The organism is Desulfuromonas acetoxidans DSM 684 (assembly GCF_000167355.1).
Taxonomy (GTDB): domain Bacteria; phylum Desulfobacterota; class Desulfuromonadia; order Desulfuromonadales; family Desulfuromonadaceae; genus Desulfuromonas; species Desulfuromonas acetoxidans.
Map to the genome: position 1 here is coordinate 58989 of NZ_AAEW02000007.1, position 26541 is coordinate 85529.

Here is a 26541-nt window from a genome sequence, read left to right on the forward strand (position 1 = left end):
GCATTTCCCCCTTGAAACCACGAAATTACTTAGTGCCGGCAACTGCTACCACTGCAGCTGCGTCTGGTTGATTGCTCAGCTCATGAAGCTGTTCGACCAACGTATCATTGACGGCCTTCTGAACACTGTCAGCAGCCTGGCCAATGGCATTGGTCATCGCTTTCACATTGGAACCACCGTGGCAAATAATCCCGGTACCACGAATGCCCAACAGCGGCGCACCACCATACTCGGCATAATCGATTTTTTTCTTAAACGCCTGAAATGCCGGACGCGACAGCAAATATCCGATGCGTGCCCAGAAACGCGATTTCAGTTCCTGACGCAACATCGTACCGATGGCTTCGGCGAGTCCTTCCGAGACTTTCAAAACCACGTTACCGACAAATCCGTCACAAACAACCACATCAACATCACCACTATAAACGTCACGCCCCTCAACGTAACCAATATAGTTAAGATCAAGCTGTTTGAGCAGTCGATGCGTTTCGCGCGTCAGTTCGTTGCCTTTTTTCTCTTCGGAACCATTGGAAAGTAATCCCACCCGAGGTTTGGCTTTGCCCATGATCTGACGAACATAGACATGACCCATAATCGCGAAATGCTCTAAATGAACAGGTTTACAATCGACATTCCCACCAACATCAAGAACCAGAGACTGCCCCTTGAGATTGGGAACAATGGTCGCAATTGCCGGACGCTCAATGCCGTTGATGCGCTTAGTAACAAACATCCCGGCAGCCATCGTAGCGCCAGAATTGCCGGCACTGACCACAGCTTGAGCTTGGCCCTGCTTCACTAGGTCGAAAGAAACACGAATAGACGAATCCTTTTTCTTCCGAACTGCATCGGAAGCGGAATCGTCCATCGTGACAATTTCAGAGGCATGATGGATCCGGATATCCAGACCCGTCACATCGTGATTTGCCAATGCCTGCCCGATCCGCACTTTATCGCCGACCAGAACAATCGCCATGCCCCATTTGCGAGCCGCAGCGACAGCGCCCTCGACTTCAACAGCCGGAGCATTGTCGCCACCCATAGCGTCAACCGCAATCACGATTGATTTCATCTATTCAACCCTTAATCCTCAGAATCGAGAACGTTGCGATCTTTATAGAAACCACAGCTGGGGCACGCACGATGCGGCTGCTTGGGTTCATCACATTGAGGACATACGGAAACACCAGGTGCGGTGAGAGCATCGTGTGCACGACGCATATCACGTCTGGACTTGGACGTCTTTTTCTTGGGTACTGCCATGAGCTGAATCTCCTTTGCTCTTGTATCTATCTGATATTTTGTCAATTACATGACGGCGTCATCCCGCCGACAACCGACCAAAAGTAAACCGAAACGATGTTATTTTTCAACCTTAAAATCTTTAAGGGCTGCAAAGTGCATACTGACTTTTTTCTCAGCACACTCACAGGGCTCTTCATTCAGATTGGCGCCACATTCCACACACAACCCTTTACAGGCTTCATCACACAGAGGATGGGCCGGGAGCAACAACACCACCTGTTGCTGAACCTCATCATCCAAATCAATGGCTTCGCCATCGAACAGTTCGAGACCCATCTCTTCAGCAGTCAACTCGAGCTCTTCACCATCCTCACCGGTAATATTGGGAAGCTCCTCAACAAAAGACTGATGAAAGTCGCCAGAGAGTGAATAAACCGACGGAGTCAAACAACGGCCACAAGGGATCTCAACTTCAACCTGAATGTGCCCGTCCAACTCGATCACACCACCGACAACACTGACGTGCACATCAACCTGCACCGGGGTACGAAAAACATAACCACCATCCTTGACCAACTGTGCCAGGATAGGATATTGGTCAACCGATTGTTCAATGTGCAGACCAGAGTGATGGTCTTTAATGTCTTCTGCTCGTAATTGCATGTTTTTCAACCCGTTAAAGAAAGCGGTCAGTATAGAGTCTAACCCTCTTTTGTCAAGCAAAAAGACAGGGACTCCAAAGCGGAAAAATACTGGCCTTATTCGGCAATCCTTTCCCCAAAAAAAGGGATATAAAACCATGTCAGATTCACGGCAAAAACTCGCGACCTCCCTGACAAATCTCAACCAGACCATCAAAACACTACGTGCGCCCGGCGGATGCCCATGGGATAGAAAACAAACCCCTGACACCATCAAAAAACACCTTCTCGAAGAAGCCTATGAAGTCCTTGATGCCATCGACCACAACATCTCAGAAGATATCTGCAGCGAGCTCGGCGACCTCCTCATGCAGATCTATTTCCTTGCCGACATCTATGAGGAAGCGGGCCAGTTCGAGCTGTTCGACGTCAGCGAAGCAATCCAGGCAAAACTGATCCGGCGTCATCCACACGTTTTTGACGATCTGCCGGCAATGAGCGAAGCACAGATCAACCAACAATGGGAGGCCATCAAAGCTGAAGAGAGCAAGCAACGCAGCCAACCGGCTCCGCCAGAACACGACATGGCCCCACTACCGTCATTACTGGCAACGCAAAAAAGCATCAGAAAACACAACACCATCCAACCGCCATCAACCCAACAGGCTTTCGCTCACATCCGCCAACTGGAAATCAGCACAAACCGGTCGACAGCCGAAACAATCATCGGTAAGCTGCTTGTCTATTGCGTTCAACTAGCCGAGCAGCACGACATTGATGCCGAAACATGCCTGCGGCAACAAATGATCAAACAATCGAACGGCTCCCCACCACCCCCAACTGAGGGCGGACAGGACAATTATTAAAATTACGTTTACAGTTTATTAAAGTTGGGTTGGAAAAATGATTTTTGGCGAACAAAAACCTTGACACGAAAAAAAACAACACATTTCAAGCCACTTATGATTTTACCCACAAAAGCTGTTGATAACCTGTTGATAAAACTGTTAACGGATCTCTAAATACCACAGCAAAAAAGGCTTTCATCATTTTGCCTATTTTTTACGCACATATATTTTGTTTTATATTTCAGTAGGTTATCAGTTTTACGATGAAATTATTGCCAATACACACGATCTGTGATTGAAAACGGAAAATAAAAATTAACAAGGACACATAAAGGGTGCAAAAATGTTTATAAGATTACTCATTTTATTTATAGTTATTCCAATTGTTGAAATTTACGTATTGCTGCAAGCTGGCGAAATCATCGGGCTTGGGCCAACTGTCGCTCTGGTTTTACTCACAGGAGTGGCGGGAGCCTACCTAGCACGAACACAGGGAAGTGAAACCGTGAGAAAAATTCAACTGGCGTTAGAACGCGGTGAAATGCCGACCGAGGAATTGTTGGATGGTGCCATGATTCTTGCAGGTGGATTGACCCTGCTCACACCCGGATTTTGTACGGATCTGGCAGGTTTTTGTCTTCTGGTTCCGGTTACGCGCAACATGATCAAACAATGGGTGAGACACTGGCTGGAAAAAATGTCTTCACAGGGAAATATTCGTATCTACCGGGGGTAATGCCAGCGTCTGTTTCGGTGGCCCCGTGACAGAACCACCACGAGCAGACAGCGAACACCGTTACGATGTCCGCAGACGACCACTCACCAGAAACACCGTAAAGGTCTCCTCCTTGCCCTCACGCTGCTTAACAATGGTATGCACTGTATCGGCCCGAACATCACACAGACCTTGATCCTTCAGATAGTTGACCAGCCAGTGTCTGTCAATCCCGTGATGAAACACGCCGGTCGGATCATCGTGAAAAGTCCCCTCTTCCACATCGAGATCAGCCAAGGCCACATACCCCCCAGGAGCCAGATGCTGTATCATCGACCTGACCAGTGCCGCAACATCGGGAACATGGTGCATCACCATTGAACTGTAAATCACATCAAACATCTGCTCAATGTTGTCAGGGAAATGATCATGGCTCAATTGCGTTTCGATTTTCTGGTCAACCCCTTGCTCACGCGCTTTTTCAAGAGTGACTTCCAGCATCTTCTCCGCGCTGTCCACTGCGAGGACGTGCTTGAGTGAGTCAACCAGATTAAAGGTCACCAGTCCCGTACCACAGCCAAAATCAAGGGCAGTCATGGTCTCGTTCAGCGGGACAGCCTGTCGAATCCCCTCAGCAACACCAATGGCCAACTGCACCCGGCGCGGTTTGTCATCCCACTGAATTGCAACACGATTAAAATCTTTTTTCTCTGCCATCTTTTCACTCCTGAAAATTCAGTTCATACCAGCCATCGCAGGCTGGAAAATACAAGGCACAACGACAGCGGTGCTCCGGATCAAGACGCCCGAGCAATTGAGCATAACGGTGAAGCTGATCCGCATATATTTCCGCCTGCTGTTGATAGAACTCCTCCATGGACAAGCGACCGGGAACCGATGTTTTGTAATCAATAATCCAACGCTCTGTTTCGTGAATAAAGGTGCGGTCTATAACCACATTGACGAATTGGCCATCAAGCTCTCCACTCAGGGCATACTCATTACGCCCCTGTGGATGGGGAGCAAGAATCCAGCGCCCCCGATCACTGGACAGCATCGTATCAATCAGCTGATTGATGCGGCCGACCATCGGCTCTATATGGTGTTCAGCAAGACCGAGCAGACGAACTTGTCGACCAATCAAAGCAGAGCGCTGTTCGACCTGATGATAGTTTTCAATCGCCTGCGGATCCAGGGCAAAACGCTCAAACCAGTGGTGCACTAGCGTCCCGACATGGCTGGCAATCGTGCCGGATCTCCACGGCGTCACCCCATCGGCCTCAGCCCTTTTCGGCTGAACTGCGTACAGAGGTTCGGCACGCCGAAGCAACGGTGGCCCGTAGCGCCTGGCATCCTGTTCACTATCGCCCTGCAGGGTCTGCGAGTCATCAGGCACGAAGTGATGACCAATAGCCGGCCACAGGGTTGCCAACAAAGAACCTGACGCCGGTTGCGCCTGTCCGTCACGAGCGAGAGCAGCTTGACCAAACAGATGCAGCGTTCGGCGCGCCCGAGTCAGCGCCACATAGAGCAGACGAGCAACTTCATAGTCTTCTTTACGTTGCTCCAACTGACCAAGAAGTCCATAAATCGGATCCGCGACATCACCAGGAGCCGTAATCGGTGCCATTAACAGGCCATGTGTCGGATGTTCCAGCCAACGCATCAACGGATGATCACTACGACGCGGTTTACGCCCCAGACTCGGCAGAACGACATGATCAAATTCCAAGCCTTTGGCCTTGTGAATCGTCATCACCTGCACCGCAGACTCACCGGACACAACCGGTGTAGCAAACAACTGCTGAAGAGACTCATCAAGCTGTTCAATCGCCAACAGATCGCCACCGTAATCGAGCCGATCAAGCAAAGCCCAGAAAGGCTCGACATCATGAACAGCCTGTCCCCCATAGTAGCAGGGGCCATCAAGATCCCGCCAACACGATTCAACCAGTTGCCGTAAAGGCACACGACCTCGGCGGCGACGGTACTCGACAACAATGGCAATAACGGCAGCCACCCGCTGCTGCGAAGCAGGCGGTAACGCACTGAGCACAGCTTCCGTCGTCGCCAATTGCGCCACGGTGGTTGTTTTGGATGGCGCAAAGTGGATCAACTCATCAAGAGTTAGACCACACCAGGGTGCGCGCAATACCGTGAGCCAACTGAGATCATCACCACCATGCAGCAAGGCCTTGGTCAAGGCCGTTAAATCGGAAACCACCGGGCATTGAGTCAGAACATCGATATCCTGAGCCATGTAGCCGATCGCGTGTTTTTGCAGGTGTGGCAGGATGCTTTTCAGATGAGTGCGCGACCGAACCAGCACGGCAATACTCTCGGCGGGATGACGGTCACGCAATACCTTGATCAGCTCCACCACCTCAGCCGCTTCCTCATCAGGATTATTGTGATAGTCGGGATAAACGGAGACAGCCTCCCCCATTCCCCGATTCAGAACCGGCTGTGCCGGGAAATAACATACCGCTCCCCGTCCGGCATCCTCCTGGGCGGGAAAAATATCCGGAAACCAGCCATTGATCGCATCAACAATCCCCTGCTGACTACGGAAGTTGGCACTGAGCTGAAGCGATTGCAAGGAAACGGGACCAATGCCTTGCTGCCCGGCCTGAAGAAACAGTCCAACCTCAGCTTCACGAAAGCGATAGATGGATTGCATGGGATCACCGACCACAAACAGCGTACGACCATCATCGGGCTGCCAGCCGCTGACCAGAGTGGACAGCAGGTCAAATTGCAACCACGAGGTATCCTGAAACTCATCGACCAAAATATGGTCAATCTGGCGATCAAGAGCCAATAACTGTTCCGTGGGCTGGCCACTGTCTACCAAAGCCTGGCGGGCCTTGAGAGCAACCTCTGTAAAATCGACTTCGGCACAGTGACGAAACACCCACCATAGCTGAGCCACCAAAGCAGGCAGGACATCCAACAAAGCGTCCAACGTCTGCCACTGTTGGTCCGAATAGCCACCACTCGGCAAAGACACCACCTGAGCCAGGGCTTGACAATCTTCGTCTGACACACGCTTGAGAAGCTCCAGCATGCGCTGTTTCATTGACGCAAAAGGGTCTTTTTTCCCAGCTGGGAAGCCAATATTTTTGTTGCAGGCCTTGCGCCATTGCCCTTCAGAGGTCAGTAGCAATTCAGCCAGGCCGCGCCACACCGGCAAAGCCTCCAGATCCGCCTCGGGAAAACACTCAGCCTGCAGCAGATGAGAGATCGGGCGCTGCTCATCTGCCAATTGCTCTGCAGCGAAGCGCCCCAAAGCCATGACTTCATCACGACAGGCCAATGGGACAGCCCGTGCCGCTTCAGCAAGGTGCTCCGCCAACACAGCTTCAAGAGCCTGCTGCAGCTCGTCACGCGGGCGCACCTGATCACCGAACAGATGGCGCAACCATTGATCGCGGCGTTCAAGCAACTGAACCAGCAACTCTTCAAGCCGATCGGAACGATTATCCAGATGATATTGCAACTGACGAAGTCCGCGGTTCAGCTTATCCGTCGTCCGTGAAGCAGCAAGCAATTGACGGACAGCTTGGCGGTAGAGCTGGCGCGGCTGGTCACTGATAGCCGGCAGACCACCGAGACGGCTGAGCCACGGCATGCGGGCAACCAGACTGGCGTTAAAGCTGTCAATGGTCTGAATCTGCAGCTGTTGCGGGTGATCAAACAGGTTCCATGCCAGGGTCTCATTGCGCTGCAACACGGCAGTGGCCAAGCGATATGTTGTGCGTTGATGCTCGCCGGCCTGATCGGGCAACGGCTGCTGAGCAGCCAGCAACGCATCGAGCACCCGCTGACGCATTTCTGCGGCGGCTTTGCGGGTAAAGGTGATGGCCAGAATGGCGTCGGGGCGCGGCACCGTCGCCAGCAGTGCCAGAAAACGCTGGATCAACAATTCAGTTTTACCGGAACCGGCCGGAGCACGTACCAGACAGGAGCGGGTTGGGTCAACGGCCAGACGTCGTGCCGGAGCATCAACAAGATCAATGGTGCTCATGCCTTATCCTCCCCGTGTTGCTCTTCTACGCATTGCAGATCAATTCGACACAGCCCTTTCAGATCGCAAAACTGACACACCTTAGCATGAATCGGAGTCACGGTCGCATCACCATCAACAACAGCCTGCGCCGTACATTGCGCGTGCTGACGCCAGTGGTCAATCAGTTCAGTCCAGTTGGCGATACCCTCCTTAACACCACGACTGCGTTCAACACTGCGAACCCCGGGCAGAACCTCATCTTCAGCGGAAACCCCTTTAAACGCACACCGACCGTGACGCACCTGGGCAAAACTGATGGCGGCCACATCGCCCTGCACTCCATGCAGAGCATAGACCGGCAATTGAGGTTCAAGAAGCACCTCGCCAACCAGATCGCCAACACTGATCTGGCCGGTCTTATAATCGAGAACAATCATCCGCCCATCTGCAGTCATATCAATGCGATCAGGAATCGTATTCAAGCGTAACGGCCCAACCTGAAGCTGCTGACGCTCTTCTACACTTTGTACGTTGAAAGGCTCACGCTGGCGTTCCACATCAAGCCATTCCAGCACCAACGACTCCAGCCGTTGCTTTTCAACAGCGAGCAATGCCCGTTCGTGCCCGGCAAAGCGGGTCCCATCAAGAACGGCCACAACCTGCTCGGCAATTAATTCACGTAGTGCTGTGTCATCATAGTCCAGCAATCCGGCATGACTGCCGAGACACTGCCACACTTGCTGGAGAACCCGGTGCAACAGATCACCACGACGACGGCTGGTCAATCCGGGCTGAGGCACATCCAGAGCACGCACACCGACACGGTAATGGATAAAGGCCTTAAACGGACACTGGGCCTGCTCTTTGAGCAGACCGGTCCCGCCGCTCAACGGCTCCTCCAACTGAGCAGAGGACAACGAAGGCGCACGGCAGTCATCAATGGCTTCCAAAGACACTCCATTCCAATCCACACCATCCGTCTCCTGACACTGCTGCCAGGGAAGTTGAGACAAATAAGGGCTGCATCGACACGGGCGTTCTTCCTTATTCTGCGCATAACTGATTACCATCTGTTGCGCCGCATGCTGCAGACGCTCCAACAATAAACGTGCGTAGTCTGCTTCATGAAAAAGATCACTGTGAGGCATTTGAGACTGCTTCTGAAGGGCTACCGGCAGAAATGGATTAAACGACAAACCGCCGGGAAACACCTGCTCACCGGCACCGCACAACCACAACGCATCAAAGGTTAAACCCGCCGTTTCCAGCAGGCCAATAATCTGCAGGCGATGGTCTTGGGCTTTGGGCTGAAACAGAATTTCACGAGAAAGACGACAAACCCATGACACCAATTGACCTGGTGTCATGGTTGCGCTAACCACGCCAAGACGCGCCACAGGAGTGAGAACCTTGTCCTGCCAGGCAGCAAACACCTGATAACCACGACTGTCCAGAGAAGCGTCCCCCGGCCAACCGATCTGTTGCAAAAACGAGTTTAAATGCTCAACCCAGTCAGCCGGTGCAATTTTGTCGTGCTCTCCCTGCCAGCGTTGCAACTGTTCAACGAGGTGCAGCATACCCCGAGGAGCCTGCGGTTGGTGGCGCAAACGATAAAGCAAATCAGACACCGACAGACGCAGGACGTTATCCGCACGCAACTGACGTTCAAACAGTGCACGCTGTTGCCATTCATCAATGCCACCGGCAAACCACGGGCATCGCAACAAATAACTGAGCTGGTCAAAGTCCAACGAATCCTGTAACTGCAGCAGAGTCAATGCGGCAGCGACCATACCCTGATCCGCCAGCGGATAACCGAGCGACATATTGAACGTGTCCATCGGGACACGATCCGGATAGGCGGAACGAGACAACTCACGGGAAAAAATTGTTTGTACCTCGCCCTGAAGACGCTCCAACTCCGGCACAACAACTGCGACAATACCAACCTGCTGTTCCAGACACTGGCGTGCCCATCGTGCTGCAGCCAGTAACTCCTCGGATTCGTCAGCCGCAGCGACCGCATCAAATGCAACCGGGTTAACGCGAGCGGCAGCAAGATTTTCAATCGTGCAACCGGCGCTGTTAAGCGTCTGCTGTATCCGATGCAGCAACGGTGTCAGATCATCAAAACCCAGCCATATCTGGCCGCTATCGACAATGAGTCGTCCGTCGCTGACGGCTTGTTCAATCATCTCAGGCAGGCGGGTGCGGTCCAGCCATTGTTGCTCACGGCAACGGGCTTCATAACACTGCCTCCAGCGTAAAAAAGCCTCCTGCTCAACACCATCGGGAATATAACTGTCTACCAGATAATCGCAACATAAGGTGTCTGCCCGAACAGCTTGACGAACCGTGGCCGGAACTTGAAGCAGATCAACACCACTGCGATGTAAATCCTCCTCAATCACCCGGTTCCACACTGCGACAACCTGAGACGACTCCAGCAACACCAGATCAGAGTCAAGCCGTGCAAATTCCCGTTCAAACCATTCATTGACAGGGAAGATCGCTGGCGTTTCCCAGACGGACAACTGCTGCAAGGCGCAATATCCGGCAAAATCTTCAGCGAGAGTACGCGCTAGGCGACGGTTAACAGTAATCACACAGTGACCCGCTTCAAGGTGCGACCAGATAGGATGTTCAGGGGGATACAACATAGGGTTCAAGAGTCCGCAGGTTCATGCGGCGCATGAAAAGGAAAACAGATTCGGTACACCGCACCAGCCAACGAGTCACTGACATACAGGGCGCCATCCGGGCCAACAGCAACATCACGCGGTCGCCCCCAGACGTCACCATCAACGCTCCAGCCACTGACCAGATCAATGCCCCAGCCTCGGATGCGGCCAACGTCCGTCAGAGGAATCGCCATAAGCCGAAACCCCTGATTCTGCTTGCCATGTTCAGAACCGTTCATCGCCACATAAAGCATGGAACGATAAAGCGGATCAGCCTTTAATCGATCACCAAAGACAATTCCTGCGGGAGTTGAATGTGACGGCAACGCCATCACAGAAGGTTCTGTGGCCTGACAAATCCCCAACGAACCCAGCTGCGCATCCGGTTTGCGATCGGCATAACAAAACGGCCAACCAAAATCCCCACCATCGCGCAACACGTTAAGCTCATCCGGGTGGACTTCAAAGCCAATGGTTTCCGGACTGTCATCCGTGGCCCAGAGCGAGCCGCTCTGAGGATGAAAGGCCAACCCCAGGCATTCATGTAAACCGGAGGCAAAGGGATGGCTGCGGCCGTCACTGTCGAGACGAACGACCGAGGCATAGCGCCAGTCACGCCTCGGGTCTTCCATCTGCCCGGCAGCGACGGACACATACACATCCGAACTCGGCGAAACCGCCAACGTATGCCGCCAGGACTGACTGTCAACAGGCAGGTCGCGACAGAAAACCTCTGTGTTCTGACTCTCCCCATCAAGTGGGCTGACCCGCATCACCTGATGGGCTGTGGCAACATAGAGGATATTGCCGTCAACAGCCAGACCGGAGGGACGATCAAGCCCGCGTGAGATCACCGTTGTTTCATCACTGACACCATCACCATCATGATCACGCAAGCGGACAACTTTACCCACCCGCGACAAACTGACGTAAACATCTCCGGCCTGTGAAATTGCCAACCCCTGCGCCTCAACCAGCCCCGCTGCATAGACTGAAATGGCCAGAGGACCCGCAACGACAAGCTCACGGTCGTCCTCAAACACACCGCGTTGTAACCGTTCGGCAACTTCAAGATCCTGTTGGCGCACCGGCAGGAAGTGGCGTTTGAGCTGATGATACACCTGGTCGCGTTTGGCAACAGTATTAAAGGCGCGAAAGACATTCTGGTTTACCTCGGCTGGCCACAACGTCCCGACCAGAGTGTTTGCCGCTAAAACCGAAATCGGGATAGCCACAAACAGACCGCCCCGACCGCAGTTTTTCACCAGAAGGCCAAGACCGGCACCAATGACAAAGGTCGACATGAACCACAGCCAACTGGTCGAAAACGGCACCTCAAGATAGCGAACCGCCATGGAGATAAACACCCCGCCGCTCAACAGCAGGGTGAAAAATATGAACCGGATCAGATACCACACAGACGCAGATCCTCCCTGTCCCAGGTAAGCACATACAACAAGACCACAACCCGTCCCAAACGCGTGTCCCGTTTGGTTCGTTGTTTGTATAAAAACTGAGTCATTTTTTCTGCTGTCAAGACGTGCCGCCGCAGGCCCGGCCTAAGCCGAGCCGAGAAGGCAGCGCGTCGATAGCGAGTAAAAGCCAGAATTGGACGATAGAACGAACCACACGGGACACTAGTCACCTAGATGCTTCGACGCCATCAGATAGTTGACCACATAATCGCGAACAGCATCGGTTAATGCCGTCTGGCTTTGCTTAAAACCGGCCTGACGCAGCTTACTGACATCGGAACAGGTGTAATATTGATACTTCTGCTTAAGATGTTCCGGCATCTCTATATAGTCAATTACCGGGTCACGCTCCAGAGCGGCAAAGATTGCCTCGGCCAGCTCGTTCCAGGTACTGGCTCCTGAACTGCCAATATTGTAGATCCCGTTGGCCTCAGGGTTGTCCAGGAAGAACAACGACATCTCCACCACGTCTTTGATGTAGACAAAATCGCGCTTCTGCTCGCCGTGTGCATATTCTGGACGATACGATTTAAACAAACCGATTTTTCCGGTTTCAAGAATTTGATGGTACGCCTTGATCACCAGCGAACTCATGTCGCCCTTGTGATATTCATTGGGGCCGAAAACATTGAAAAACTTCAAACCGACAATGCGATCAAGAATCCCTTCTCGCTTCGCCCACTGATCAAACATCTGCTTGGAGTAGCCATACATATTCAGAGGGCGCAAACTGTCCAGGGCATTTTCATCATCAGCAAAACCGTCTTCGCCGTCGCCATAGGTCGCGGCACTGGATGCATAGATAAACCGGGCATTACTGCGCAAAGCAAGTCGCGCCATATGCTTGGTATATTCAAAGTTATTGTGAATCAGATAACGGGCATCCAGCTCCGTCGTCGCAGAGCAGGCTCCCATGTGCAAAACAGCCTCAATCCCCTGCTCTCCGAGATCAAAACGTTGATCCAGCTGGTCCGTCAAAACCAACTCAAGGAAATCATCTTTTTCAATATAATCGCTGTAGCGCAATGGGATCAGGTTCTTCCATTTTTCACTGCAACCGAGTGAGTCGACAATGAGAATATCCTGTCGCCCCATCTGGTTGAGCTTCCACACCATGGCACTGCCGATAAAACCTGCTCCACCTGTTACAATAATCACGATGTTGTTCCTTTACTCAATTGAGAAGATAAAAAAGGCACAGGATATTCCCCGCGCAATAGGTGCAAAACTCCGGCGGGCACTGGCGGTTTTCGCTTCCGCAACCACAACCGGTAACTCACAGAAAAGTTTAGCATTATCAACGATTGCTGGCAAACAGTGAAGTCATGTTGGCCAGAAGCAACCTCCACCTAACTTGTAAAAAAATAACATTGTTTGTTTAAATAAAATAATTCGTCCCGGATACAATCACAAACAGTAAATCTGTTCAGGACACAATATTGTTTTTTGAGAACGCAAAAAACGTCCTGAGTTTTAATCTGAAACCACAGAATCGCCAGCAACTGATGACTTTCACTGATTCATTGCTACACTGAGAACGGCAATAGACAAGAATGGAATTTCGCCACAACAATGTTTTTTTACTCGGATTAAACAGAGTTTCATTTTTCCCCTTTGTCCTTGACAGCATAGCGTAGACGGGATTATTGTCTTTTTTACCCTGACTAAAAGGGATAATTTAGCAGATTCATCGTCACCTCAGATGACGTCCCCCATGATCTGAACTGCAACATATTTTTAATACCAGTAAAAATGAAAGGACTTTCTCTTATGGCAAAGAAGCAAGACGCTCTTGATTATCACAGCAGCGGGCGCAAAGGAAAAATTGAAGTTATCGCCACAAAGCCGTGCGATACCAGCCGCGACCTTTCCCTGGCCTACAGCCCCGGTGTTGCCGAACCCTGTCTGGCGATTGAAGAATCTCCTGAAGATGCCTATAAATACACCGCCAAAGGCAACTTGGTCGCTGTTATCTCCAACGGTAGCGCGGTCCTTGGACTCGGTGACATCGGCGCCCTGGCCGGCAAGCCGGTTATGGAAGGTAAAGGGATTCTGTTCAAGCGTTTTGCCGACATCGATGTCTTTGACATCGAACTCAACACCAAAGAGCCGGATGAAATCATCAATACCGTGCGCCTGCTTGAGCCGACGTTTGGCGGCATCAACCTTGAAGACATCAAAGCACCGGAATGTTTTTATATTGAGGAAAAACTCAAAGAAGTAATGAATATTCCAGTATTCCACGATGATCAGCACGGCACGGCCATCATCGCCAACGCCGGTCTGATCAATGCTCTTGAGTTGATCAAAAAAGACATCAGTAAAATCAAAATTGTTGTCAATGGTGCAGGAGCCGCAGGCATTGCGTGTGCTCAAATGGCTCTGACCCTCGGAGCAAAAAAAGAGAACATGATCCTGTGCGACAGTAAAGGCGTCATCTACAAAGGTCGTACTGAAGGGATGAACGACTACAAAGCACGCCTGGCAACGGAAATGGAATGCCGTACTCTCGAAGAAGCGATGGTCGATGCCGATGTGTTCTTCGGCGTTTCCGCCAAAGATGCGGTAACACCGGAGATGGTTGCCTCCATGGCCGCAGATCCGATTCTTTTTGCCATGGCCAATCCTGACCCGGAAATCCTGCCCAGCGAAGCAATTAAGGTGCGTAGCGATGTTATTGTCGGTACCGGACGCAGTGATTTCCCTAACCAGGTCAACAACGTGCTGTGCTTTCCGTTCCTGTTTCGTGGCGCGCTGGACACCCACGCCACGGCTATCAACGATGAGATGAAAATGGCTGCGGTTAAAGCTCTGGCCAACCTGGCCAAAGAAGATGTTCCCGATTCGGTCATCAAAGCCTACGGCAACACCAAGTTCTCTTTCGGCCGTGACTATCTGATCCCCAAACCGTTTGATCCGCGTGTTTTGCTGCACGTTGCTCCGGCTGTTGCCAAAGCCGCCATTGACAGCGGCGTTGCAACACGCGACATCGGCGACATCAACAAATACACCGAATCCCTCGAAGCCTTGCAGGGTCGTTCTAAAGAGATTATGCGCACCCTGATCAACAAAGCGAAGTCGGATCGCAAGCGCATTGTCTTCCCCGAGGGCGACAATGAAAAAATCCTTCGGGCTACTCAAATCCTCATTGATGAGAAGATCGCCATCCCCATCCTGCTTGGTCCTGAGGATAAGATCAAAGGGATGATCAAGGAACTGAGTCTGGACCTTCACGGTGTACAAATTATCGACACCAAAGGCAGCCCCAAGCACCACGAATACTCCAACGAGCTGTTCCGTCTGCGTCAACGCAAAGGAGTTACGCTGGCCGAAGCCAGCCGGACAATTTGCCGCGAGCGCAACTATTACGGGGCAATGATGGTGCGAATGGGCGATGCCGACGCCATGCTTTCCGGTGTCAATCATCATTACCCGGAAACCATCCGTCCGGCACTGGAAGTGATCGGCAAGCAACCCCAGGTTAAAGGGGTTCATGGTCTGTATATGATGGTGTTCAAAAAGGATGTGATATTCTGCGCCGACACCACGGTGACCATTGATCCGACCGCCGAAGAACTGGCCGAAACCGCCATTCTCGCTGCAAACAAAGCACGCCATTTTGATGTGGAGCCACGGGTGGCCATGCTGTCTTTCTCTAACTACGGCAGCGCGCTTCACCCTTTCACCAGCAAAGTGATCCGTGCCACGCAACTGGTTAAAGAGTGGGCTCCCAATCTGGTCGTCGATGGTGAAGTTCAAGCCAATGTTGCACTGGATCCTGACCTGACGGAACAACAATATCCGTTCTCTCAACTCAAAGGAAATGCCAATGTCCTGGTCTTCCCGGACCTCAACTCAGGCAACATTTCCTACAAGCTTCTCAGCAAACTTGGCGGTGCCGAAGCTGTCGGCCCCATCCTCATGGGCATGAAAAAACCGGTTCATGTGCTGCAACGCGGTGATGAAGTCAATGATATCGTCAATATGGCTGCTGTGGCGGTTGTGGATGCTCAGGACGCCTTTGAAAAAGAGATCAACAACGGTTACCACTGATTTCATTCATTTGACATAAAATAAGGCGGTCGCACCCATCAGATGCGACCGCCTTAAAAAATAAACGGCCGAGATGTCACCAGCATCCCGGCCGTTTCCCCAACCAGCAACAAGGAAACTTGTTACTGATTATAATGGCACTGATATTACCATATCGAACAGATATCTGTCCTCCAACATTCCCTTCGATTCATCGGTTACAGCAAATTCGTAAGCCGCTCCAACATCCAGCCAATCTGTCAACCGGAAGCGTGCCCCGACAGCCAGGGTTGCAAAGTTGCGATTTTCATCGCTGTTGCTGCCACCGAGATTGATCAGGTCACACCCATTGAATTCCGCAATACCGGCCACCAAATCATCTTCGTCACCGGTACCGATGGCACCAAGCCCCGACTCAGGAATTTCGCGATCACCGCTTTCCAACACGTAGAAATGGTTAAATTCGACCAACGGAAAAAACCAATCGGTTACGGCATAACTCAAATGCCAGGAATCGTAGAGCAGTGTATTCTCTTCATCAGTGTCGAGAGGCAGAACCACACCCAATGTGCCGGAGAATTGCAACCTGTCGAAGCCCTTGAGAACAATGAGAGAGGGCGTAATTGCACCGTCGCCATTGCCCTGATAAATTTCATCATCGCCCGAAGGTAACTCATAAACAGCCCGCGCTGAAACAATCAGCTGATCGGCAGGGTTGTAGATGAGAGAATATTGCAATCCTGCCGCCAGATCTGCCCAGCCACTGTGTGAGCTCAACGTCTCATCCGGTTCACAATCCAGGTAACCATCTTTGACTGCAACAATGGAAAACCGCTCACTCAACGCAATTGTTGCCGCCAAAGCCACCCCCTGAACATGCCCATCCAAAGGCACTTTTCCGACACTGGTTTGAACTTTCTCCGGCAAATTTTGATAAAGATAGATCGGACGAATCATTGTCTTATTGCGAGCTTCAGCATTGTAGACCGGATTCGACAGCGGCATAATATACCGGTCAAAGTCATCGGCATACCCCACTTGCGGCACCATCAACAAAACCGCTGCAATAATGACAATTGCAACACATAGACATTTTTGAAACGCAACTGTTCTTCCCATTTGGAAAACCTCCCTTTCCCTACAGGTTGTCTAAAACATCAGAAGCAAACAGGGTTCCTACAACCCTTCTTCCGATGTACAAATCAACAGCGTATCTAAAACGATCAAAATTCAATTCAATGATGCATCTTCAATTGTCGACCAATTTTATCTTCTTTCCAGGTGGCAATTGATAACAAATTTCATCCAGTTTTAATCCATAAATAATGACAAAATCTGTCTGCATTATAAACAAAAGACTCAAAGAAACAAGATTAAAAATAGAGCATGCCAATTAATAGGGCCTCCCATATATAAAACTTGCCATGTATTAAAATATAGTATTTATGCGTTTTTGAGTCTCGAATATCAGTAGGTTATATTGGATATGAAGTAGAAAGACGCTTTCGCCAACATAGGAACCACCTATAACAGGTGTCTAAAAAAAATACATTTTATGCGTTTTTTCCTAACCTGCCCCCCCAATGGAATCCACATTAAGGAGCATAAACTCCCTTTCAGACACGAGGTTTATCACCAACACCAGAGAATCATACGATCCGTTGAATCGATGACACATAAAACGGGAGATATGAACTGCTGCGATCAACCTGTCATTGGTAAATTGTGGTACAACTGGTGGCTGTCGAGGTTCAGGACAAAATCTTTGGAAGAGAGAATAAAACACGAATGGGAATGAAATTGAAAGCCCTTCTAACAAACAAGGAGCCGTCATTATGAAGCAGGCAATTCGGTCTGACATGACCTTACTGGATATTGTCAGCGCCCACGAACAAACCATTGAAACGTTTCACCGTTACGATGAACAGGCCGGTGTCTGCCTGTGTTGCACCGCGCTGTTTGACACTGTGGAGGCTGTCGCATCGGCCTACCAACTCGATCTGGGCGCCCTGATGGTCGACCTTAATCAGGCTGCAAGTCAGGCATAAACATAACGCTTGAGGACTGCCAACGGCACCATCTGCAATACCAGGCGCAGCCCCATCACCACCAACAGGGAAAGCACAATTCTGCCTGCCAGGATCGCGGACCAGTGTCCCCCAACCATGCCCATCAACAGCGTGTCCTCAATAACGCTGTGACACAATCCCATCAACGACAGAGACAGGACAACATCTCGCACAGGCAGTTTGCCACTACGCGCTTCCTGAATTATCAAGCCACCCCCATAGCTCAGGCCAAGAAACATCCCGATCATCGTCACCGGAGCCGCTGCATCACTCATCCCCAAAACCACCAGTAAAGGGCGCAACCATCGGGTCAGCAAGCGGATAACACCCAAAAATTCCAATAGATACATCACGACAAGAAGCAGCATAATCACACCGGCAATAGCCAACATATTCTGCCCTTGGGCCAGTGCCCAATTCAGCCAACCCGCGTCAACTTTCGGCGGTTGCCAGAGAGCTTGGCAGGGTTGATTCAACCACCCGGTCCATTGGTAGACACCATGGAGAACCAGTCCCGCCAACAAAGCCCCACCACCCCTGACAAACAGTGAAAAACGCAGACGAACTCCAGCCTTGCGGGCAATCATCATTTCCACCGGCAAGCCATGAGCCATCAGCATCATCGTGGTTAACACACTAACTTGAGCAATGGTCAGATCGCCAATCTGCGGTAATGTGGCAAAAGCACTCAAACCACCATAAAGATTTGTCAGCAAGGCACTGGCCCAAACCAGCCCCATCTCTCCGGGCAGACCAAACAATCCCATCAGCGAACCGAGCACGGAGCCAACCATGTCTGTGGCACCAAAATCTGTTAACAGCTTGGTTAATGCTGAAATAGGCAACGTTATTTTAAATAACGCAACACTGGTGGTGAACGTTTCACGGACGAGTTTTGAGACAAAAATCCGCAATTTTTTCATACCATCAGAACACGAAAGGAATAAACATTTTTGACCGCCGACAGTAGTCTTGATACTGAGCACCGAAAAAACGCAGATTTTCTCGTTCCTCAACCTTGGCCGTTGCTACGAGAAACAGGGTTGTTGACACAGCAAGAGCAACGGTCAACGGTACCGGATGCTTGAGCAAAGCCCCCCACGCCAACAGCAGCAACGACGCATACATGGGATGTCGAATAAAACGATACAAGCCAACCTCAACCAGTGTAACGGTATTTTCAAAGGCGAGATTCTCGGGCATATCGTGACGATCGCCACGCCCACCGACAATGCGCAACAGTTGAACACCATGAATGACAAAACCAACGGAACAAAACAGCAACATCCAGGAAATCAACTGCCGCAAAACAAAGGGCTCATCAAACCAGTAGGGATGATTGATGAGAACCAGAGCCACAACACCCTCAAAGGCAAAAAAACGATAAAAACCGTGACTGCGGAAATTGCGCAAGGGACGTCTGGAAACCCATAATAAAATCAAAGAGATCAGAATAAAAAAACTGGTACGCACAAAGACTCCTTTATGCCAGCAAAAAAAAGAGTTAAAGATTTTAGACATTATACCGATATAATCGAGGCATGGAAATGTCAGGGAAGACATTGCCATGTACTCACTTTATCACCATACAGCCACGGAGGGCCGCGATGATTATCACCGAATCAACAGTCCAACTGCAAGCTCAACATCAAAAATCGCAAACCAGCGTCCAGCAAGAAACTTTGCAATTCTGGACGACACCACAAACAGACGAAAACACGCCCTCTCCTCCGGGGAAAACAGCCAGCCGTGTCCACCTGAGCTCTGCAGCTCACAACACCCAGCAAACACAAGCGGAGATTGTCGATCCACTCGACAATGAAGATCCGCTCGAAGAGCTCGATATTCTGCTGCTTAAGCGACTTACGGAGATGCTGACCGGCAAAAAGATAACGCTGAACCACAAAATCAATGTGGCTCAGAACCTACAGAAACAGGTTACAGCCACCCAGCTCAACAGCCAACCTCAAGGGGGAAACCGCCCTGAAAGCTTTGGTCTGGTCTACAGTTACCACGAATCCTATCATGAGCAGGAGAGTGTCAATTTTTCCGCCCAAGCTCAAGTTACGACAGCGGATGGACGCCAAATCGATTTGAATGTTGAACTGAATATGAGCCGCGAGTTTTACCAGGAGACGAATGTCAATGTCCGCGCAGGACAAGCACTTAAAGACCCTCTCGTCATTAACTTTAATGGCACAGCCGCCCAGTTGACAACAGACAAAATCAGCTTTGACCTTGACCTTGATGGACAGCAAGACCAGATCTCATTTGTTACTCCCGGCAGCGGTTTTCTGGCCCTGGATAAAAACAGTGATGGGATCATCAACGACGGCAGCGAACTGTTTGGCCCGACCACCAATGACGGATTTTCTGAACTGGCAGCCTACGACAACGATGGCAATATGTGGATTGATGAACAAGACAGCATTTATGACCGCCTGCGCATTTGGACACGCGACAGCGACGGCAGTCAAAAACTGTTGTCATTGGGACAGGCAGGGATTGGCGCCATCTATCTCGGTTCAACATCAACACCGTTTTCACTGACAGATTCCAGTGACAACAGCTTGCTCGGACAGACGCGTGAAACCGGTATTTTTCTACATGAAGATGGACGTGCAGGCACGATTCAAGAACTGGACCTGGTGATCTGACATTCACCCGCCTGCGCAAGGATAAGCTCAGACCATCAGGCTACTCAGGTAACACCACGATTCCGCACTGACTTCAGGACAAGTCAGTAATACTCCTGGAGCCCGTGCGGAATTGTTTCATAAGCCAGCACATCTTCCCAGAACTCATCTACAGTAGACGCGTCGTCCCCCAGATCCTTCGGAGCCCTGTTCGCCAGCAGTACGTTACGGACAAAAAACTCCGCCTGCTCCGCAGTGAAAACAATCTCCCGTCCTGCCCTGCTGCGTTCGATCACAAATTCCTGTCGCGAGCTCAATTCAATGCGGGTAAAAGGGTTACGATAGGTCATTTGTGGAAGTTGCCGGGCAAAAGCATAGTCGACAATCACTTCGACACCATCAAGTTCTACCAATGGCCACAGGCAAGGATGAACATGCAGCCGACCACGCGATTCGACCAAAGACCACAAGGTTGGATCGCAGTTGTTTTCACTGAACCGGCGGCACAATTGCTGCAACCTTGACACTTCTCCCGCTAAAATCAACGTCCGGATATAGCCATTTTCTGTCAGGCCTTCATAGCTCTTGGCCATAAAGTGCCCATTGCGTAAGCGGGCGGCCTGCGCCTGAAAGCGGTGTTTATAGACAAATGAACAGTAGTTGATGGGCAGACCAATATCGTTCCTGTGAACAAATTCCAGTAATTCCAGCGCTGCAAGTTCAGAATCGAGTACCGTCACTCTTTCCCCATGGAGATAGCGGTAATCGTGCTGAATCAGACGCGGGTAATTATAGGGCGTCAAGCGCAACTGATGGAGATTAAGATGACGCACACCACTATCCACCAACTGAGGAAGCAGTTCCTTGAGGCGCTCCGTCTCTTCCGGCACCGCAGGAATCTCTACAGTCACCACCGGAATCGCGTTGCCAACCCGTTTGAGTGCCGTCAACTGATAGTTGGTGGCACCGATATCAAAACGGATCTCATCCAGACCTGCCGCAGCCAACTGATCAACCATCTGATCCGTCAACAGGGACCCGTTGGTGTACAGCCAGGTGTGAAAGTCACTGGGCATGTGTGCCTTGATGGTTTTAAGAAAATGCAGTGTTCGATCAAAGGTCAACAGAGGTTCACCACCGCTGAAGCTGGCTCCGCGAAAACCAAAGCGTTGCAGATAGAGGACATAGTCTTCCGCATGACGAAATTCAATACTGTTGGTTGTCGGTTGCCCGATCTCCTGTTGAGAGGTCGGACAATAAAAACAATCGCAATTACAACGACCATTGATGAACAGACAGGACCAGTCACCATCGGCACAAATCCGACAGCCCGGCGACAAATTGTTCATATCCAGCTTGGTTTCACAACATCCTGTTGCGACATCAGATGCCAATGAATCCAAGATGTTCTGGCGAGACTGATGTGCCTGGGCATATTTGTCTGCCGATAAAAAATGCAGCGAAGAGTAATTCTGGGAATATTCCTGCTGGTTGGCTGCAATCCAATGTTGCCGCCGCTTCTTTGACAACGCCATACGACGCACCTCCACGACAAAAGGACCCTGTAAGCCAACACCAGGCATGTTTGAACAGTCAAAAAAAACCGGCTTGATTTCAGGATGGCGTAAACTAATCGATTTTACCTGAAGAAGAAATAGAAAAACGTTGTCGCGTGCCGTTTCTTTCACGCTTACGGCACAGCGTTTGAGGTGGAAATCGTAGAGAGTATTTTCAGAGAAAAAAGCGCCCTGCAATCCGCGAGATGCAGACACAGGGCGCTGTTAAAGACAACCTTTTAAATATAAGACAAACTACTCACTCACAGGTGGATCCGGAGGAGAGAAATCACTGGTGGAAAAACTCCACACCATGTCATCCTCTCGCACGTTTCCAGCGTTATCGGCAATCCCGGCAGCAACAACAACCGTATAGGTCGTCAGGCTCTGTAAAACAGTCGCTGGTGTAAAGGTCACAGTATAGGTAGAGTCATCATAACTGACAGTTCCGGCAACAGCGTTACCATCACCATCTTCGAGGCTGATCGTCGCGAGATCGATCGTTGTCGCGTCGAGTGGCTCATCAAAGGTTACGGAAATCACGCTGTTTGCACCATTGACCACTTCATCACGCGCGGGTGACACCGTCATCGCCAGAGGCGCTTGCGTATCGTGCGAATGGCCACCACCATCACAACCGGTCAGAGTCAGGCACAAGGCCAGACAGAGTAAAACCCATCGTTTTATCTTCATCCAATTACTCCTTTATTTCGGCAATAATCTTAAATGTCATGTTTTTCTTCAGCTCAAACCGTTGAGACGTTCCGGCCGCCACAATAATCGGCACAGACGTCTGCGGTGTCACCAACTTCAATGTGACTTGCCCAGGCACATGGTCGAGTTTCCATCGGAGAATCAAAGGCTGATTCAGGCTCTTTTCGTGCTCAATGTTGACCGTCCACTCCACAGGTGATGAGACCGCCAATGCACGGATATCCCGCCACAAAGAGTGCTCTTTTCGCATAAAACAGCTTTGCAACGCACCCTTTAACAAGGCCGGAACAGCTGCACTGTTTTCCAGAGACGGATCCGCCATCGGCCATTGTCCAAAGATCAGTTCGTTGGTGGCAACGCCGGACTGTAATTGCACTATGGCTTCCCAGGGGGGCACAGCCCAGCACGGCGAGCACAGAGCCCAGAGCACCCCCAGGGTCAGCAAGCATTTGGTCATCACTCTTGGACCGGATTCGACAAAATCAAACGATAGGTGCCATCGTCTTGATTGAGATAGACCCAGTAGCTCATCCAGGGGATCAAAGCAACTGAGCTGAAAAGTCCCGGTGTCTTCATGACATAGGTTCCCCCCCAGTCGTCGCCGTTATAGGAGTACACGGCATTGACCAACCAGCGCTGTTGGGCGGCATCCAACCAGTCAATTGCATCTTGTCCATCTTTACTTACCATGACATCCAACAGATCAAGGTTGGTTCGGTATGGATTACTGATCAGATTCCAGCCAGGTTGCAAGGTCAGAATGACCTTTGTCTCACTGACATTATCGAAGGAGGAAAGATCTGGAAGAACCGGCTGTTGTCGCGAGCAGAAATAGCCCTGGCCCCGTTCAACGGACGAGACCAGCTCATAACTCCCGTCCTGCCCCTCGCCTTGCAACCCTGAGGAACGCCAGAGGTAGACCCGATCGCTGCCAAAAACACTGCTGCCGTCAACGCCGTCGCTGGTCAGCAGGTTTTTCGGCACGGACACCATATTCATGCCATTGAGCAATTCAACTTGCGGACCGTCAAAGGCGCTGCCTTCGTCAGCGGGCAGTCGTTCAACAGCGGCACCATCGGCATCAAGCACCTGGAAATAGTATGACCACTGCGGAGCGGGCCCCAGTTCGGTGGTAAACGTATAATAACCGCCGCTATCGTTATCACCGTCAACCAGATACATCTCATAAGCGGCACCATTGATCACCACCTGGACGACGGCGGCCTGTGGGTCTTTCACCACCACTTGGAAGGTATAATCAATGTCCATTTTAGGAGCACCGCTGTCACTGTCCAGATTATTGCTTTCGTCCTGATCGCCTTCACAACGCACTCCCGGCAAATCAGAACTGCCGTTGATGTCATCATCCGGCGCCAGACTCAAGCCATCGGCAATGACATTGGCAATGGTTGGGAACAGATCACTGTTATCACCGACACCATCGCCATCGCTATCCACGCTTTCATCGGCATCGTAATCCAGATCATCGTCTCCATTGAGAATGCCATCATTGTCGATATCATCATCCAGATGGTCTTGAATGCCATCCTGATCAAAATCACCTGAAATGGAATCATCCAGGGGGGCACTGTCACGGCTGTCGACAATACCGTCATTATCATCATCGTTATCGCTGTTATTACCAATACCGTCGGAATCGGTATCCAGCTGCTCTAGCGGATTGTAGGGAAAGGCATCAAGCGTATCGATGGTCCCGTCATTGTCATCATCGTCATCACTGGCATCATCAATCCCGTCCAGGTCGGCGTCCGGTAAAACCGTGAGGTCAAACGCCTCCAGAGAGCTGGACAGGACACCATCGCTGACGCTGATGACAATGTTTTGCGTTGTAGCCACGTCATCAGCCTGGGGTGTCCCGCTCAACTGCCCCGTCGCCGCGTCAAATTGAGCCCAGCTCGGTTGGTTTTCAATGGTGAACGTCAATGGATCGTTTTGCGCATCGGCGGCAACCGGGGTAAAGGAATAGCTCCCGCCCTGCAAGACAGAGGTTTGCGGCGTGCCACTGATTGATGGAGCGGTATTTGTCGCGCCCTGCGCCACCACAGACACCTCGGGTGTTACCGAGGTTAAGGCCCCTACGGCTGCCGTGACGCTATCCAGTCCTGAATTTTCCGGTGTATAGCAGAACAACGCCTCACCATTCAAATCACTGTTGGTAAAGCCACTGACATCATTGGAGCCGCTGACAACAAAATCGACCCTGACCCCGTAAACACCACCCCCCTCACTGTCGGTCAGGGTTGCCAGCGTACAGGCGTTGCCCGCCGGGGTCACGGTGATGTCAGCAACCGAGGCAACCGGAGAATAGGAACTGCCACCGGGATAACCGTATGAATCCGCACTGGCGAAACCATAGGTAAAGGCTCCAAAAGGAAAAGCACTGTTAAAGGTATGAGAACCTAACTCAATCGCCAGCTGGGCACCATAATAGTTGCTCGATCCGATTTGGCTGAACTCGATGCTGTCAATGATCACCCCATCAAGGGTGACCTCACTAACAGCCGCTGCCGGTACGACAAGGTTGGTAAAATTGATCGAAAAACCTTCGGCGGGTGTCGTTAATGTGTAGCTTGATTGAAACTGCTCATACGGCGGGATAAGCATCATGAAAGGATCCGACGTGATGTTATCGTAACTGGTACTGTTGGAATATTGTGCCACCAACACCGGATGATCGGCACTGATTTCCGATGCACCGTCGATCATCTGTTCAAAAAATTCACCACGGTCCAGTGTTGCGGCGACTGTGCCGTTAATAGTGACCGTCGTCGTGTCTTCAGCTGCCAGAATACGAAAGGTATCGCCACTAAGTCGGGTTGCCAAGGGCATGGTGACAAAATTGGTTCCCCAGGTCTCGGTGGGGGGAAGCTGTTCAACGATATAATCGCAGGCGCTATACCCGGAAGGAATATTGACGCACTGAACGCTGCCATAAACTGCGACCGGTAAGGTTGAATTGATAATAGTGCCGGACAAATCGCTGTTCTGCGCCGCGCTTTCCAGCTGGTACACCTCCCCCTGCTGCAACGTGATGACATAAGGCACACCGATTGTTCTCGACCCGACGGTTTCTGTCGGCGTAATCGTCACGTCGGTATTATCCTGAGTCGCTACAACGGTAAAGGTGCTTCCGTAACCGCCAATCGTGGTTAAATAGTTCAACACGATATACTCGGTGCCAAGGACATTGGTTGGAAGCCCCATATAAGCATCGGTGGTCGATTGCACACGGTTCAAGCCATAGATACTGACCTCTTTATCCGCAACAACATGAATTCCTTTATCCTCAATGCTGTCTTCACCAGAAACAGCCGCACTCAACGGCAAGGAAACCGTTGTGACCAGACCGGATTCAACCGTAAAATCCTCGCTGAACGCCACACCTTCGATCGAAACCGTTCCACTCGCGCTTTCGGTAGCCGCAATAAACAGGTTAAGGGCCTGTGCCTGATAGTTGGGCGGAAATGCCAGCCAGAAATCGGTGCCCTTGCCATCCGGCATTTCCTCGGCAATAACTTGTAGAGGACAGACCAAAACTAGCAGCAACAGCACAACAAAAGCGGTTGCCCCGCTGAAATACCACCATCGCCCTTTACGAACATCACGTTTTTTCATCAACATTTCTCTCCTACGACATGTGTTATCGGCGAAACTGCCGGCAGAAAAAGTTTTTCACCCGCCTGAAAACGATGAAAGGGAACAGAGCGCTGCTGAAAACACAGAACAATCTGCCCCACCCAGCACGACTGAGCAAAGGTCAATCACATTTCAGCAGACAGGGTTAACTATCCCTTTCAAGGGACTTTTTCATCGTCACGCTAACACACGAAAGTCGCACAAAAGTCGCATGACATCTGAAATATGGTCAGAAACCTCAGAACTGAAATGAAATTTTGAAG

Annotated in this window: 20 protein-coding genes; 5 read left to right on the forward strand and 15 right to left on the reverse strand. The window is 50.9% G+C overall.

The annotated features are described in order from the left end of the window. Positions 1-25 precede the first annotated feature (25 nt). From plsX to DACE_RS17170, 3 genes are all read right to left on the reverse strand, one after another. Positions 26-1063 (reverse strand): phosphate acyltransferase PlsX, encoded by a 1038-nt coding sequence (gene plsX / locus DACE_RS07000; RefSeq protein WP_040366530.1) that lies wholly within the window; start codon positions 1061-1063, stop codon positions 26-28. A 20-nt stretch (positions 1064-1083) separates the two neighbouring features. After that, complete coding sequence (gene rpmF / locus DACE_RS07005) at positions 1084-1263, reverse strand: 50S ribosomal protein L32 (protein ID WP_005999722.1); 180 nt, start codon at positions 1261-1263, stop codon at positions 1084-1086. A 99-nt stretch (positions 1264-1362) separates the two neighbouring features. After that, entirely contained in the window at positions 1363-1908 is a 546-nt protein-coding gene (locus DACE_RS17170; RefSeq protein WP_005999724.1) for a DUF177 domain-containing protein, read from the reverse strand. Between DACE_RS17170 and DACE_RS17175 the strand changes: the two genes are divergently transcribed. After that, a complete protein-coding gene (locus tag DACE_RS17175) occupies positions 1886-2752 on the forward strand; it encodes a MazG nucleotide pyrophosphohydrolase domain-containing protein (RefSeq protein WP_081449967.1) in 867 nt (288 codons plus the stop codon). The two genes, DACE_RS17170 and DACE_RS17175, sit on opposite strands and share 23 nt — an antisense overlap. A 325-nt stretch (positions 2753-3077) precedes the next feature. After that, entirely contained in the window at positions 3078-3470 is a 393-nt protein-coding gene (locus DACE_RS07020; protein WP_005999728.1) for an FxsA family protein, read from the forward strand. A 60-nt stretch (positions 3471-3530) separates the two neighbouring features. Here DACE_RS07020 and DACE_RS07025 read toward each other — a convergent pair whose 3' ends face one another. The 5 genes from DACE_RS07025 to rfaD form a co-directional block, all read right to left on the reverse strand. Further along, positions 3531-4166, reverse strand: coding sequence for a class I SAM-dependent methyltransferase (locus DACE_RS07025; RefSeq protein WP_005999730.1), 636 nt, complete (start codon positions 4164-4166; stop codon positions 3531-3533). A gap of 4 nt (positions 4167-4170) precedes the next feature. Then, positions 4171-7476 (reverse strand): UvrD-helicase domain-containing protein, encoded by a 3306-nt coding sequence (locus tag DACE_RS07030; RefSeq protein WP_005999732.1) that lies wholly within the window; start codon positions 7474-7476, stop codon positions 4171-4173. Continuing rightward, positions 7473-10064, reverse strand: a complete 2592-nt coding sequence (locus DACE_RS07035; RefSeq protein WP_162013593.1) for a PD-(D/E)XK nuclease family protein — start codon at positions 10062-10064, stop codon at positions 7473-7475. Before DACE_RS07035 ends, DACE_RS07030 begins: the two co-directional genes overlap by 4 nt. Positions 10065-10123: 59 nt before the next feature. Then, on the reverse strand, positions 10124-11557 hold the full coding sequence (locus tag DACE_RS07040; RefSeq protein WP_005999736.1) for a PQQ-dependent sugar dehydrogenase: 1434 nt from the start codon (positions 11555-11557) through the stop codon (positions 10124-10126). Positions 11558-11776: 219 nt separating this feature from the next. Beyond that, positions 11777-12772, reverse strand: a complete 996-nt coding sequence (rfaD, locus tag DACE_RS07045; RefSeq protein WP_005999737.1) for an ADP-glyceromanno-heptose 6-epimerase — start codon at positions 12770-12772, stop codon at positions 11777-11779. 612 nt (positions 12773-13384) lie between these two features. On the opposite strand from rfaD, the gene DACE_RS07050 reads away from it, so the two are divergent. Next, positions 13385-15667, forward strand: a complete 2283-nt coding sequence (locus DACE_RS07050) for an NADP-dependent malic enzyme (protein WP_005999739.1) — start codon at positions 13385-13387, stop codon at positions 15665-15667. 129 nt (positions 15668-15796) lie between these two features. Here the strand turns inward: DACE_RS07050 and DACE_RS07055 are convergent, their stop codons facing one another. Then, complete coding sequence (locus DACE_RS07055) at positions 15797-16765, reverse strand: transporter family protein (RefSeq protein ID WP_005999742.1); 969 nt, start codon at positions 16763-16765, stop codon at positions 15797-15799. A 716-nt stretch (positions 16766-17481) separates the two neighbouring features. On the opposite strand from DACE_RS07055, the gene DACE_RS07060 reads away from it, so the two are divergent. Next, positions 17482-17694, forward strand: a complete 213-nt coding sequence (locus tag DACE_RS07060; protein ID WP_005999744.1) for a hypothetical protein — start codon at positions 17482-17484, stop codon at positions 17692-17694. Here the strand turns inward: DACE_RS07060 and DACE_RS07065 are convergent. Further along, positions 17685-18638: a hypothetical protein gene (locus DACE_RS07065; RefSeq protein ID WP_005999746.1), complete on the reverse strand. Its 954-nt coding sequence runs from the start codon at positions 18636-18638 to the stop codon at positions 17685-17687. The two genes, DACE_RS07060 and DACE_RS07065, sit on opposite strands and share 10 nt — an antisense overlap. Positions 18639-18642: 4 nt before the next feature. After that, positions 18643-19188, reverse strand: coding sequence for a methyltransferase family protein (locus DACE_RS07070; protein ID WP_198912529.1), 546 nt, complete (start codon positions 19186-19188; stop codon positions 18643-18645). Positions 19189-19322: 134 nt separating this feature from the next. On the opposite strand from DACE_RS07070, the gene DACE_RS07075 reads away from it, so the two are divergent. Further along, positions 19323-20372: a hypothetical protein gene (locus DACE_RS07075; protein ID WP_005999750.1), complete on the forward strand. Its 1050-nt coding sequence runs from the start codon at positions 19323-19325 to the stop codon at positions 20370-20372. 83 nt (positions 20373-20455) lie between these two features. On the opposite strand, the gene DACE_RS07080 is transcribed toward DACE_RS07075, so the two are convergent. The 4 genes from DACE_RS07080 to DACE_RS18090 form a co-directional block, all read right to left on the reverse strand. Further along, positions 20456-21886, reverse strand: a complete 1431-nt coding sequence (locus DACE_RS07080; protein ID WP_005999751.1) for a radical SAM protein — start codon at positions 21884-21886, stop codon at positions 20456-20458. A gap of 276 nt (positions 21887-22162) precedes the next feature. Next, complete coding sequence (locus tag DACE_RS07085; protein ID WP_005999754.1) at positions 22163-22600, reverse strand: Ig-like domain-containing domain; 438 nt, start codon at positions 22598-22600, stop codon at positions 22163-22165. 4 nt (positions 22601-22604) lie between these two features. Further along, the gene (locus DACE_RS07090; protein ID WP_155809027.1) at positions 22605-22997 is read right to left on the reverse strand and encodes a hypothetical protein; all 393 of its coding nucleotides are present in this window, start codon (positions 22995-22997) and stop codon (positions 22605-22607) included. 80 nt (positions 22998-23077) lie between these two features. After that, positions 23078-26257: a hypothetical protein gene (locus tag DACE_RS18090; RefSeq protein WP_155809028.1), complete on the reverse strand. Its 3180-nt coding sequence runs from the start codon at positions 26255-26257 to the stop codon at positions 23078-23080. Positions 26258-26541 lie beyond the last annotated feature (284 nt).